Annotated in this window: 12 protein-coding genes; 8 read left to right on the forward strand and 4 right to left on the reverse strand. The window is 53.3% G+C overall.

Features of this window, described 5'->3' with window-relative positions; genetic code table 11:
* Position 1 precedes the first annotated feature (1 nt).
* The gene (gene metB / locus KI228_RS20980; protein ID WP_044257479.1) at positions 2-1162 is read right to left on the reverse strand and encodes a cystathionine gamma-synthase; all 1161 of its coding nucleotides are present in this window, start codon (positions 1160-1162) and stop codon (positions 2-4) included.
* A gap of 277 nt (positions 1163-1439) precedes the next feature.
* On the opposite strand from metB, the gene metJ reads away from it, so the two are divergent.
* On the forward strand, positions 1440-1757 hold the full coding sequence (metJ, locus tag KI228_RS20985) for a met regulon transcriptional regulator MetJ (protein WP_042325599.1): 318 nt from the start codon (positions 1440-1442) through the stop codon (positions 1755-1757).
* 67 nt (positions 1758-1824) lie between these two features.
* Here metJ and KI228_RS20990 read toward each other — a convergent pair whose 3' ends face one another.
* From KI228_RS20990 to rpmE, 3 genes are all read right to left on the reverse strand, one after another.
* Positions 1825-3357 (reverse strand): MFS transporter, encoded by a 1533-nt coding sequence (locus KI228_RS20990; protein ID WP_044257477.1) that lies wholly within the window; start codon positions 3355-3357, stop codon positions 1825-1827.
* A 93-nt stretch (positions 3358-3450) separates the two neighbouring features.
* On the reverse strand, positions 3451-4131 hold the full coding sequence (locus tag KI228_RS20995) for an oligogalacturonate-specific porin KdgM family protein (protein ID WP_061069492.1): 681 nt from the start codon (positions 4129-4131) through the stop codon (positions 3451-3453).
* Positions 4132-4477: 346 nt separating this feature from the next.
* Complete coding sequence (gene rpmE, locus KI228_RS21000) at positions 4478-4690, reverse strand: 50S ribosomal protein L31 (RefSeq protein ID WP_042325590.1); 213 nt, start codon at positions 4688-4690, stop codon at positions 4478-4480.
* Between the two features lie 202 nt (positions 4691-4892).
* Here rpmE and priA point away from each other — a divergent pair, with 202 nt between their 5' ends.
* The 7 genes from priA to rraA all read left to right on the forward strand — a co-directional run bounded on the left by priA (position 4893) and on the right by rraA (position 12880).
* Positions 4893-7094: a primosomal protein N' gene (gene priA, locus KI228_RS21005; protein ID WP_104010287.1), complete on the forward strand. Its 2202-nt coding sequence runs from the start codon at positions 4893-4895 to the stop codon at positions 7092-7094.
* A 157-nt stretch (positions 7095-7251) separates the two neighbouring features.
* Entirely contained in the window at positions 7252-8277 is a 1026-nt protein-coding gene (gene cytR / locus KI228_RS21010) for a DNA-binding transcriptional regulator CytR (RefSeq protein ID WP_044257471.1), read from the forward strand.
* 85 nt (positions 8278-8362) lie between these two features.
* On the forward strand, positions 8363-9343 hold the full coding sequence (gene ftsN / locus KI228_RS21015; protein WP_042998927.1) for a cell division protein FtsN: 981 nt from the start codon (positions 8363-8365) through the stop codon (positions 9341-9343).
* Between the two features lie 91 nt (positions 9344-9434).
* Entirely contained in the window at positions 9435-9965 is a 531-nt protein-coding gene (gene hslV / locus KI228_RS21020) for an ATP-dependent protease subunit HslV (protein WP_044257469.1), read from the forward strand.
* A 9-nt stretch (positions 9966-9974) separates the two neighbouring features.
* Positions 9975-11306: an ATP-dependent protease ATPase subunit HslU gene (gene hslU, locus KI228_RS21025; RefSeq protein ID WP_044257468.1), complete on the forward strand. Its 1332-nt coding sequence runs from the start codon at positions 9975-9977 to the stop codon at positions 11304-11306.
* Positions 11307-11372: 66 nt separating this feature from the next.
* Positions 11373-12302: a 1,4-dihydroxy-2-naphthoate polyprenyltransferase gene (gene menA / locus KI228_RS21030; RefSeq protein ID WP_042998925.1), complete on the forward strand. Its 930-nt coding sequence runs from the start codon at positions 11373-11375 to the stop codon at positions 12300-12302.
* A 92-nt stretch (positions 12303-12394) separates the two neighbouring features.
* Positions 12395-12880: a ribonuclease E activity regulator RraA gene (gene rraA, locus KI228_RS21035; protein WP_042998924.1), complete on the forward strand. Its 486-nt coding sequence runs from the start codon at positions 12395-12397 to the stop codon at positions 12878-12880.
* Positions 12881-12888 lie beyond the last annotated feature (8 nt).

Consider the following 12888-nt stretch of genomic DNA (forward strand, 5'->3'; position numbering starts at 1 on the left):
TTTACCCCTTGTTTGCAGCCCGGAAGCCATTTTCCAGGTCGGCAATTAAATCTTCGCCATCTTCAATACCCGTGGAGATGCGCAGCAGCGTCTCGGAGATCCCGGCGGCCGCACGCGCTTCTGGCGCCATGCCAGCATGCGTCATCGTTGCGGCGTGAGAGATTAAGCTTTCCACTCCCCCTAAAGATTCCGCCAGCGTAAACAACGACAGCCCACTCAGGAAACGACGCAGCGTCTGCTCATCGCCATCCAGTTCAAAACTCAACATTGCGCCAAAGCCTTTCTGCTGACGCGCGGCAATGTCATGCCCCTGATTTTCTGGCAGCGACGGGTGATACAGCTTTTTCACCAGCGGCTGGGTTTGCAGGTAATCGACGATCGCCTGTGCATTACGCTGCGCCACTTCCATGCGCGGCGACAGCGTACGCAGCCCGCGCAGCAGCAGGTAGCTGTCAAACGCGCTGCCGGTCACACCGATATTATTCGCCCACCAGGCCAGTTCGGTGACGATTTCCGGATCTTTGGCTATCACCACGCCCGCCACGACGTCAGAGTGACCATTCAGATATTTCGTGCATGAATGCAACACCAGATCGGCGCCCAATGCCAGCGGATTTTGCAGCGCCGGGCTTAAAAAAGTGTTATCGACAACGCTGACGGCCCCGGCTTCACGCGCCAGTTGACAGATTTTCGCAATATCCACCACGCGTAACAGCGGATTACTCGGACTTTCTACCAGCACCAGTTTAGGTTTTTCTGCCAGCGCGGCCTGCAACGCCTGCTCATCTCCCTGATCGACAAAGTGCACGCGATAGCATCCGCGCTTCGCCAGGCTGTCAAACAGGCGGTAGCTGCCGCCGTAGCAGTCATGTGGCGCAACCAGCAGATCTCCGGGCTTCAGGAACACGGTCGTCACCAGATGAATCGCCGACATACCGGTATTGGTCAGTACCGCACCCGCACCGCCTTCCAGTTCGGCCAGCGCACGCTGGACCACATCGCGCGTCGGGTTACCGCGACGGGAATAGTCATGGGCGCGCGGCTCATTAAAACCGGTAAAATTATAGGTACTGGAAAGGTGAATCGGCGGAACGACGCAACCGTACTGTTCGTCGTCATTTAACCCGCTACGCACTGCGATGGTGGCCTGTTTACGCGTCATGTTAGGGTGTTCCTGAGCTGAGTCGATGAAAAGTCAGGTCCCAGAGTAAACAGGTTAACAATAGACGTCAATACATCTGGACATCTAAACTTCTTTGCGTATAGATTGAGCAAACCGGAAATAGCCGTTAAAATTATCTGCATTAGCGCACAACTACAGGTGCTTAATCCGTGTCACGGTATCGCCTGTACGGTAAACTATGCGGAATTACGGCGAGTAGGCATACTAATAGTATGGTCTTGCCCCATATTAATGACGAAGAGGATTAAGGTATCTCATGGCTGAATGGAGCGGCGAATATATCAGCCCATACGCTGAGCACGGTAAGAAGAGTGAGCAAGTAAAGAAAATTACGGTTTCCATTCCTCTGAAGGTGTTAAAAATCCTCACCGATGAACGCACGCGTCGTCAGGTGAACAACCTGCGTCACGCCACCAACAGCGAGCTGCTGTGTGAAGCGTTTCTGCATGCTTTTACCGGACAACCCCTGCCAAACGATGCAGACCTGCGCAAAGAGCGTAGCGATGAAATCCCGGAAGCGGCGAAAGAAATTATGCGCGAACTGGGCATCGACCCGGAGACGTGGGAATATTGATGCAGAAAAGAGCAGAAGCCACGCTTCTGCTTTTTTTCATGGTGATTATCGGTTTGGCTCTCTCGGATCAGGCTGGCTGATGGTACTGCGCCTTCTGCCGGTTTACATAACCAATCGTATTGTTTCCCCACAGCTGTTCGTACGGCATACCAGCCAGCATCTCCACGGTCTGGCGCGCCTGAGGTGTGATCGCGTCCGGGGTAACCCCTCCGGCCTGACGCATTTTCAGTGTCTCTTCGCGCAGTACTTTGTGCGTTTTCAGGTTTAATCGAAAACGCAGTGAAACCAGGAATCCCATGCAGAGCACCGCCACCGTACCGAAACTCAGAATCAGCATGATGGTATGGCTGACACCCGGCACCTGAGTGGCCTGTCCTGAGACAAAACCGGAATACTGCATCACAATGCCGACCAACATTACGGCACCGGCCTGAGACGCTTTGCGAGTCAGGGTCATGATGCCCGCAAATATCCCCTCGCGACGCTGTCCGGTGATGACCTCATCCACATCCGCAATATAGGTATAAATGTTCCACGGGATATAATTGATGCCGCCGCGCCCCAGACCGGCCACCGCGGAAATCAGCAGCAACAGCGCCGAATTGTCGCTCATCCCGCTATAGTACAGTGCGGAGTATGACAGCGCGCCCAGACCAAACAGCAGCACCACCACACGATACGACGGCGCCGGGCCAAAACGGATACACAGCGGGATCATCGCCATCACGGCGATAAACTGCAGGATCGCCATCGTCCCCATGAGATTGGACGCCAGCGTTGGGCTTTGCATCAGCACGAACACCACGTAATAGGTAAACACGGCGTTGAAAACGTCCTGCGCAATATAGCCGCCGAGATACATCCCGAGATGCAGACGAAAAATTCGAATGCGAAACGTTGAGCTCAGCTCAATCACCAGGCGATGCAGACTCTGCCCCAGAGTCAGCTTTTGCGCCTGCACCGCCAGCTCTTCCGCACTACGTTCACGTTCCCAGGTAAAGATCCAGACGAAAGTCAGCACCACGGCACACATAATGGCGAACACCAGGCTGGCGTAAAAGAAGGAGATGGCATTGTCCTTACCAAAATGGTTCAGCAAAATACCGGGTAAAAAAGCCGCCAGGATCGCTGACAGTTGCGCCATCGCGATACGCGCCCCGGAAAACTTCGTTTTCTGCCTGAAGTCGTCGGTCATTTCCGGAACCAGCGTTTCATAAGGCACCAAAATCATGGTGTAGACCACGTCGAACAACAGATAGGCGGCCAGATAATACCAGTAGCTCATTCCCTCCATCCACATCAGGCTATAGGAGAAAACGCAGGGAATACCCAGTAAAATAAAGAACTTCCGTCGACCAAATCGTTTTCCCAACCACGTATTGCCAAAGCTATCCGTCAGATATCCCATCAGCGGACTGACCACCGCATCCAAAATTCTCGCCATCGCAAAAATAAACGTCGCCTCTATTGGTGTTAATCCGCAAAAGGTGGTGAAAAAATATAATAACCATGCCGCAGTCAGCGCGGTTGTCCCTGCGCCAAGACAATCACCTGAGCCATAGGCGAGGTAATTCACAAGACCTATTTTTCGCTTATTCATCTGGATTCCCTGATTATTAAGCATGAAGTACGCGCGGCAAAAAAAAAAATACGCTTACCGCACAGGAATATGTCATAGAGAAGAATTTATTAATCAGAAAGTATAACCAATACCAATACGATAACGTGTCTGACGATCGTCGGTTGTCGCTGTATTATAGCCGGAAGAGACGTTACCCACTTCAGCAAAAGAAATCCAGGAACCTATTTTATAGGCAACGCGAAAGTTAAGTTCATAGTCTTCTTTTTTATTATTATATAAATCTTCACTGTCTGCGATTTTATAAATACCGTTCAGTTCAAACATCCAGTCATGAAGGTTATAGCCCAACCAGGCCTCCGGGCGATAAACCATTCGATCATCTCTGACTTCTGAATTGCGACGAGTATACTCAAAACGATAGCGGAATGCCGTCCACCAGCTATCATTGATATTATATTGCACACGCAAGTACGGCTTATAGATTGCCTGACCTTCATCTGTTTCTATCGCCAGTCCCGGTTGCCAGACAAGGTCTTGCCAGGTGAACTGGTAACTGGCCGTGTACTCGTTACCGTTCGTCTCCATGTTATTAACCGGATGTTTTGGATCCGAATCATCAGAGCGCGAAATCGCTTCTACCGCAACGCCAAATCCACTGGCAAAACGATGGGACATATAAACACGGTCATAGTTACGTCCGTCGTCATAATATTCATGACGATAATCTACGTAGCCAGCATGAGCGGCTCCAGATAATATTGGAATAAGTAATAACGCATATCCACGCTTCATAGCAATCCCTCTCAATAGAATACATCAAAAACAATCTGACCTTATCAACATCACAACGATAAAAATGCAATGATGAAAACAAGGATAATTTTATATTACGAAGTGAAGTTTATTTAAGTGGGAAAGTTAAAACCTTTTAAATTTTGCCAGCAAATAAAAATCATGGCAAAAAAAGGAAGATAAGAGAGACAGACATCACCAACAGAAACAATTTATCGATAAATTAAAAACACCATTTCAATTTGCCATGGCGTTATTTATTCAAGACATTAATGATATATATGGAACAGATAAATTTCAGAGACAAAAAAAGCGCCAGTCGGCGCTTTTTTTTGACAGCTGAAACTTATTTGCTGCCCGGGATGTTGAAACGCTTGTTGAAGCGGTCAACACGGCCACCGGTTGCAACGTCACGCTGTTTGCCAGTGTAGAACGGGTGGCATTTACCGCACACGTCCAGGTTCAGATCGTGACCAACGGTAGAGCGGATTTTCATGACGTTACCGCAAGAACAGGTAGCAGTAATTTCTTCGTATTTCGGGTGAATATCTTTTTTCATGGGAAACCTCAGTTTAAGGCCGCGTCGCTCTTCCAGCCCTAACGCCAGACACCACGCGATGTTGATAGTATAGTTTGACACAATCAATTTGCATCAAAGGCGGCGAATCATACAGAAATTAGCCCACTCATGCAAACTGATTCGCTCGTCACCCACGACTAATGTGTATACTAACCCGCCAGATTTCAAGTCAGGACGATTTATGCCCGTAGCGCGCGTTGCCTTACCCGTTCCGCTTCCCCGCACCTTTGACTATCTTCTGCCGGAAGGCATGAGCAGCGTCAAGGCAGGATGTCGCGTGCGCGTGCCGTTTGGCAAACAGCAAGAGCGCGTCGGGATCGTGGTTTCGGTCAGCGACAAAAGCGAGCTGCCGCTGAATGAACTGAAAGCGATCGTTGACGTGCTGGATGATGAACCGCTCTTTTCGACCTCTGTCTGGCGTCTGCTGATCTGGGCGGCGGATTATTATCATCATCCCATCGGCGATGTGCTGTTCCACGCTCTGCCCATCCTGTTGCGTCAGGGGAAACCTGCTACCAACACGCCAATGTGGTACTGGTTTGCCACCGAAGAGGGTCAGGTGGTTGATCTCAATAGCCTGAAGCGTTCCCCCAAACAGCAGCAGGCACTGGCTGCGTTACGGCAGGGGAAAATCTGGCGCGATCAGGTGGCTGCTCTCGAATTCAACGATGCCGCGCTTCAGGCGCTGCGTAAAAAAGGCTTGTGCGAACTGGCGAGCGAAACGCCTGGTTTTAGCGACTGGCGCACAAATTACGCGGTCTGCGGCGAACGTCTGCGCCTGAACACCGAACAGGCCACCGCCGTTGGCGCCATTCACAGTGCGTCAGACAGTTTCTCCGCCTGGCTGCTGGCAGGGGTGACAGGCTCAGGTAAAACCGAAGTTTACCTGAGCGTACTGGAAAACGTCCTCGCGCAGGGTAAACAGGCGCTGGTAATGGTGCCGGAAATTGGCCTGACGCCGCAAACCATCGCCCGCTTTCGCGAACGTTTCAACGCGCCGGTGGAAGTGCTGCACTCCTCTCTCAACGACAGCGAACGCCTCTCTGCCTGGCTGAAGGCGAAAAACGGCGAAGCCGCGATCGTTATTGGCACCCGTTCCTCCTTATTTACACCGTTTAAAAATCTTGGCGTGATCGTGATCGATGAAGAACACGACAGTTCCTATAAACAGCAGGAAGGCTGGCGCTACCATGCCCGCGATCTGGCGGTCTGGCGCGCCCATAGTGAACGCATCCCGATTATCCTCGGTTCGGCAACGCCGGCGCTTGAGACGCTTTGCAATGTCAGGCAGAAAAAATACCGCATGCTGCGCCTGACGCGTCGTGCCGGAAACGCACGCCCCGCCACTCAGCATGTACTCGATTTAAAAGGTCAACAGGTGCAGGCAGGCCTGGCACCGGCGTTAATCGCCCGTATGCGCCAGCATTTACAGGCCGATAACCAGGTAATTTTATTCCTCAACCGCCGGGGTTTTGCGCCTGCGTTGCTTTGCCACGACTGCGGCTGGATTGCAGAGTGTCCGCGTTGCGATCACTACTACACCCTGCACCAGGCGCAGCACCACTTGCGCTGCCACCACTGCGACAGTCAGCGCCCGGTGCCGCGTCAGTGCCCCTCCTGCGGCTCCACGCATATGGTGCCGGTCGGGTTAGGCACCGAGCAGCTTGAACAAGCCTTAGCCCCCTTCTTTCCCGGCGTGCCGATTTCCCGCATTGACCGCGATACCACCAGCCGAAAAGGATCGCTTGAGCAACATCTGGCGGAAGTCCATCGCGGCGGCGCAAGGATCCTGATCGGCACCCAGATGCTGGCAAAAGGTCACCACTTCCCTGATGTGACGCTGGTTGCGCTGCTGGATGTGGATGGCGCGTTGTTCTCCGCAGACTTCCGCTCGGCGGAGCGCTTTGCCCAACTTTATACTCAGGTGTCCGGACGCGCAGGACGCGCAGGCAAACAGGGGGAAGTGGTTTTGCAGACTCACCATCCGGAACATCCGCTGCTGCAAACTCTGTTGCATAAAGGCTATGATGCATTTGCCGAACAGGCGCTGGCCGAACGCCAAACGATGCAACTGCCGCCGTGGACCAGCCACGTCATCGTGCGTGCTGAAGATCATAATAATCAGCAGGCTTCACTGTTTTTGCAGCAGCTGCGTAATCTGATCCAGGCCAGCCCGCTGGCAGATGACAAGCTCTGGGTGTTAGGCCCCGTTCCGGCGCTGGCGCCGAAGCGCGGCGGACGCTATCGCTGGCAGATTTTATTGCAACATCCATCACGAATTCGTTTGCAACATATCGTCAGCGGAACGCTCGCGCTCATCAATACCTTACCGGATTCACGCAAGGTGAAATGGGTACTGGATGTCGATCCTATTGAGGGATAACCCCCTCACGATGCGAGGCGGATCGTAAAATTTAACACCCATCACACTTTTTATGAAAATTCTGTAACCGTTTCCATTCGCTATCTGATAAAAATGTTTCCGATGTGAATTTAAACAGGGATTGTGCTGCGCCGGATTTCCCAGGCGAGGAGAAAGAGTGAAACCGAATAAGCAGGTTGCTGCCGCTACAATGAAAGATGTTGCCATGAAGGCGAAAGTCTCAACGGCAACCGTGTCTCGCGCGCTAATGAACCCGGATAAAGTCTCTCAGTCCACCCGAAACCGGGTTGAACAGGCAGCTGTAGAGGTCGGGTATTTACCGCAGGCGGCGGGACGCAACGTTAAACGTAATGAATCGCGAACCATCCTGGTGATTGTTCCGGATATTTGCGATCCCTTCTTTAGCGAACTGATCCGTGGGATCGAGGTCACCGCCGCCAGTCATGGCTATCTGGTGCTGATCGGCGATTGTGCGCATCAGAACCAGCAGGAAAAAACCTTCGTCAATTTGATCATCACCAAGCAAATTGATGGCATGCTGCTGCTGGGCTCTCGTCTGCCGTTTGACGCCAGTATTGAAGAGCAGCGCAATCTGCCGCCGATGGTGATGGCGAACGAGTTTGCGCCGGAACTGGAACTGCCTACCGTCCATATCGATAACCTGACCGCCGCCTTCAATGCCGTGAACTACCTGCATGAGCTGGGACATCAGCGCATTGGCTGTATTGCCGGGCCGGAAGAAATGCCGCTGTGTCATTACCGCTTGCAGGGCTACGTGCAGGCGCTGCGTCGTTGCGGTATTACCGTTGATCCGCACTATATCGCCCGTGGGGATTTTACCTACGAAGCTGGCGGCAATGCGCTTAAACAACTGTTCGACTTGCCGCAACCACCGACAGCGGTATTCTGTCATAGCGATGTCATGGCGCTTGGTGCCCTCTCATGGGCCAAACGCCAGGGCATCAACGTCCCGGATGACCTGTCGATTATTGGTTTCGACAACATCGCCCTGGCGGAGTTTTGCGATCCGCCGCTGACCACCGTTGCGCAACCGCGTTTCGAAATTGGTCGCGAAGCGATGCTGTTGCTGCTTGACCAAATTCAGGGGCAAAATGTCAACAGCGGCTCGCGTTTAATGGATTGTGAGTTAATCCTTCGGGGTACGACGCGCGCCTTAACGTAAACCTTTCAGACACCGTGTCTGGTCAAAGGCCCGCCGCTTAAGTAACATGGCGGGCTGACGAACGAATCAATACAGCGAAACGATAGTGGCACAACGAGATTATGTACGTCGCGGCCAACCGGCACCTTCGCGGCGCAAAAAGAGCACCTCACGGAAAAAGCAACGCAACACGTCTGCGGTATCGCCCGCAATGGTCGCCATTGCCGCCGCCGTGCTTGTGGCCTTTATCGGTGGTCTGTACTTCATTACGCATCATAAAAAAGAAGAATCCGAAACGTTGCAGGGTCAGAAAGTGACCGGCAACGGGCTGCCGCCAAAGCCGGAAGAGCGCTGGCGCTATATTAAAGAGCTGGAAAGCCGTCAGCCGGGCGTACGTGCGCCCACAGAACCGTCAGCCGGTGGTGAAGTCATGAAGCCGGATCAACTGACTGAAGAACAGCGCCAGTTACTTGCGCAAATGCAGGCCGACATGCGCCAGCAACCGACGCAGCTCAACGAAGTGCCGTGGAACGAGCAGACACCGGCACAACGTCAGCAAACGTTGCAGCGCCAGGCTCAGCAACGTCAGGTTGAGCAACAGCAGCAGTGGAACAGCACGCCGCCGGTTCAACAGCCGCGTACGCAGCCACAGACGCAAACGCGTACTGCGCAAACGGCGCCAGTGCAGCAGCCGTCGAAGCCTGCCACGCAGACGCAGAAACCCGCTGCGACGTCGCAACCGTACCAGGATCTGCTGCAGACCCCGGCGCACACCACGGCATCGCAGCCAAAAACACAGCCAGCCGCACCGGTTGAGCGCGTGCCAGAGGCACCGAAGCCGACGACAGAGAAGAAAGACGAACGTCGCTGGATGGTACAATGTGGTTCGTTTAAAGGCGCAGAACAGGCAGAAACCGTGCGTGCACAGTTAGCTTTCGAAGGCTTTGACTCCAAAATCACCACCAATAATGGCTGGAACCGCGTGGTCATCGGGCCGGTGAAAGGCAAAGAGAATGCCGACAGCACCATTAGCCGTCTGAAGATGGCAGGTCACACAAACTGTATTCGACTCGCCTCCGGGGGTTGAAACCCCCAAAATCTCCCCCATCTATACTTGCATTACGCCCCGCACACCGTGCGGGGCTTGTATTCTGCATTTGTAACCAAGGGGTCTGCTCGTGACAACAATAGTAAGCGTACGCCGTAACGGCCAGGTGGTTATCGCCGGTGATGGTCAGGCCACACTGGGTAACACCGTCATGAAAGGCAACGTGAAGAAAGTGCGTCGTCTGTACAACGACAAAGTCATTGCTGGCTTTGCGGGCGGTACGGCGGATGCGTTCACGCTGTTCGAACTGTTTGAGCGCAAGCTGGAAATGCATCAGGGACATCTGGTTAAAGCCGCCGTTGAGCTGGCGAAAGACTGGCGTACCGATCGCATGCTGCGCAAACTTGAAGCGCTGTTGGCGGTCGCGGATGAAACCGCCTCCCTCATCATCACCGGTAACGGTGACGTCGTGCAGCCGGAAAACGATCTGATTGCCATCGGCTCCGGCGGTCCTTACGCCCAGGCTGCGGCACGTGCTCTGCTGGAAAACACCGAGCTCGGCGCTCGCGACATTGCTGAAAAAGCGTTGGATATTGCAGGTGATATCTGCATTTACACCAACCATTTCCATACCATTGAAGAATTACCGTCTAAAGCGTAAGGATCTCCCATGTCTGAAATGACCCCACGCGAAATCGTCAGCGAACTGAACAAGCACATCATCGGCCAGGATAACGCCAAGCGTTCCGTGGCGATTGCACTGCGTAACCGCTGGCGCCGCATGCAGCTCGACGAAGAGCTGCGCCATGAAGTTACACCGAAAAACATTCTGATGATCGGCCCAACCGGTGTCGGTAAAACCGAAATCGCCCGTCGTCTGGCAAAGCTTGCCAACGCGCCGTTCATTAAAGTGGAAGCAACAAAATTCACCGAAGTGGGTTATGTCGGTAAAGAAGTCGACTCTATCATCCGCGATCTGACCGATGCCGCCATTAAAATGGTTCGCGTCCAGGCGATCGAAAAGAACCGCTATCGTGCGGAAGAGATGGCAGAAGAGCGCATTCTTGATGTGCTGATCCCACCGGCGAAAAATAACTGGGGCCAGGCGGAGCAACAGTCTGAACCGTCCGCTGCGCGTCAGGCGTTCCGTAAAAAACTGCGTGAAGGCCAGCTCGACGATAAAGAAATCGAGATCGATCTTGCCGCCGCACCGATGGGCGTGGAAATCATGGCGCCTCCGGGAATGGAAGAGATGACCAGCCAACTGCAGTCCATGTTCCAGAACCTGGGTGGACAGAAGCAGAAAGCGCGTAAGCTGAAAATCAAAGACGCGATGAAGCTGCTGATTGAAGAAGAAGCGGCCAAACTGGTGAACCCGGAAGAGCTGAAACAGGAAGCTATCGACGCCGTTGAGCAGCATGGGATCGTATTTATCGACGAAATCGACAAAATCTGTAAGCGCGGCGAATCCTCGGGTCCGGACGTGTCCCGTGAAGGCGTACAGCGCGACCTGCTGCCGCTGGTTGAAGGCTGCACCGTCTCGACCAAACACGGTATGGTCAAAACCGACCACATTTTGTTTATCGCCTCTGGCGCATTCCAGGTGGCAAAACCGTCCGATCTGATCCCGGAACTGCAGGGTCGTCTGCCGATTCGCGTAGAGCTGCAGGCGCTGACTACCAGCGACTTCGAACGTATTCTGACGGAACCTAACGCTTCTGTTACCGTGCAGTACAAAGCGCTAATGGCGACCGAAGGCGTCAACATTGAGTTTACGGAATCCGGTATCAAGCGTATAGCTGAAGCAGCATGGCAGGTTAACGAGACCACCGAAAACATCGGTGCCCGTCGTCTGCACACCGTTCTGGAGCGTCTGATGGAAGATATTTCCTATGATGCGAGCGATTTGAACGGTCAAAGCATAACAATTGATGCGGATTATGTGAGCAAACATCTGGATGCGCTGGTCGCAGATGAAGATCTGAGCCGTTTTATCCTATAATCGCGTTCACTGCATTTTCATCATTGTTGATGGGGCTGAAAGGCCCCATTTTTATTGGCGCTAAATATGACTGAACAACAACAAATTAGCCGCTCCCAGGCCTGGCTGGAAAGTTTACGACCCAAGACTCTACCGCTCGCCTTCGCGGCGATCATCGTCGGTACTGCCCTGGCATGGTGGCAGGGATATTTTGATCCGCTGGTCGCCTTGCTGGCGCTCATTACGGCAGGGCTTCTGCAAATCCTGTCAAATCTCGCCAACGACTATGGTGATGCCGTTAAAGGCAGTGATAAGCCGGATCGCATTGGGCCGTTGCGTGGGATGCAAAAAGGGGTGATCACCCAACAGGAGATGAAGCGCGCGCTGATCATCACCGTGGTACTCATTTGCGTGTCCGGTCTGTCGCTGGTTGCGGTGGCGTGCCGCACACCGGCGGATTTTGTCGGCTTCCTGGTGCTTGGCGTACTGTCGATCATTGCCGCCATCACCTATACCGTGGGCAATCGTCCTTATGGCTATATCGGTCTGGGCGATATTTCCGTGCTGGTCTTCTTTGGCTGGTTGAGCGTGATGGGGAGTTGGTATCTGCAGGCGCATACGCTGATCCCGGCGTTAATCCTTCCGGCTACCGCCTGCGGTCTGCTGGCCACCGCCGTGCTTAACATCAATAACCTGCGCGATATCAACAGTGACCGGGAAAACGGCAAGAACACGCTGGTTGTCCGCCTCGGCGCCGTAAATGCCCGTCGTTACCACGCTTGCTTGCTGATAGGCACGCTGATCTGCCTGGCGCTGTTTAACCTGCTTTCGCTGCAAAGTCCGTGGGGTTGGTTGTTCCTGCTGGCCGCACCGGTACTGGTAAAACAGGCGCGTTACGTGATGCGCCAGATGGAACCAGCAGCGATGCGCCCAATGCTTGAACGTACGGTAAAAGCCGCGTTGCTGACTAACCTGCTGTTTGTTGTCGGGATTTTCTTAAGTCAGTGGGCAAGATAACTGACAAATATCAATTAACAATTGATGATTTTGCCAACAGTACGCATAGCGCGATATACTAAAAATTCTCGCAGCAACTGAACGTTAAGCCTATGAAATACGATACTTCCGAGCTTTGTGACATCTATCAAGAAGATGTCAACGTCGTGGAACCACTGTTCTCTAACTTTGGAGGACGGTCGTCGTTTGGCGGACAAATCGTCACGGTGAAATGTTTCGAGGACAACGGGTTGCTGTACGATCTGCTCGAACAAAATGGCCGTGGTCGCATTCTGCTGGTCGATGGCGGCGGTTCTGTCCGTCGTGCGCTGGTCGACGCCGAACTGGCGCGTCTGGCTGTACAAAATGAATGGGAAGGTCTGGTCATCTACGGCGCGGTGCGTCAGGTAGACGATCTGGAAGAGCTGGACATCGGCATTCAGGCGATTGCCGCGATTCCGGTAGGTGCAGCAGGCGAAGGGATTGGGGAAAGCGATGTCCGCGTCAATTTCGGCGGCGTGACCTTCTTCTCCGGCGACCATCTGTACGCCGATAACACCGGAATCATCCTCTCCGAAGACCCGCTCGATATCGAGTGATCGAAAAA

This window comes from Citrobacter amalonaticus, assembly GCF_018323885.1.
In the GTDB taxonomy this organism is placed as follows: domain Bacteria; phylum Pseudomonadota; class Gammaproteobacteria; order Enterobacterales; family Enterobacteriaceae; genus Citrobacter_A; species Citrobacter_A amalonaticus.

What these genes read in the sequence shown, in the direction of transcription:
- metJ (WP_042325599.1), top strand. Translation starts at nt 1,440, where the DNA reads ATGGCTGAATGGAGCGGCGAATATATCAGCCCATACGCTGAGCACGGT.
- KI228_RS20995 (WP_061069492.1), bottom strand. Translation starts at nt 4,131, where the DNA reads ATGAAGCGTGGATATGCGTTATTACTTATTCCAATATTATCTGGAGCC.
- KI228_RS20990 (WP_044257477.1), bottom strand. Translation starts at nt 3,357, where the DNA reads ATGAATAAGCGAAAAATAGGTCTTGTGAATTACCTCGCCTATGGCTCA.
- hslU (WP_044257468.1), top strand. Translation starts at nt 9,975, where the DNA reads ATGTCTGAAATGACCCCACGCGAAATCGTCAGCGAACTGAACAAGCAC.
- rpmE (WP_042325590.1), bottom strand. Translation starts at nt 4,690, where the DNA reads ATGAAAAAAGATATTCACCCGAAATACGAAGAAATTACTGCTACCTGT.
- metB (WP_044257479.1), bottom strand. Translation starts at nt 1,162, where the DNA reads ATGACGCGTAAACAGGCCACCATCGCAGTGCGTAGCGGGTTAAATGAC.
- priA (WP_104010287.1), top strand. Translation starts at nt 4,893, where the DNA reads ATGCCCGTAGCGCGCGTTGCCTTACCCGTTCCGCTTCCCCGCACCTTT.
- menA (WP_042998925.1), top strand. Translation starts at nt 11,373, where the DNA reads ATGACTGAACAACAACAAATTAGCCGCTCCCAGGCCTGGCTGGAAAGT.
- rraA (WP_042998924.1), top strand. Translation starts at nt 12,395, where the DNA reads ATGAAATACGATACTTCCGAGCTTTGTGACATCTATCAAGAAGATGTC.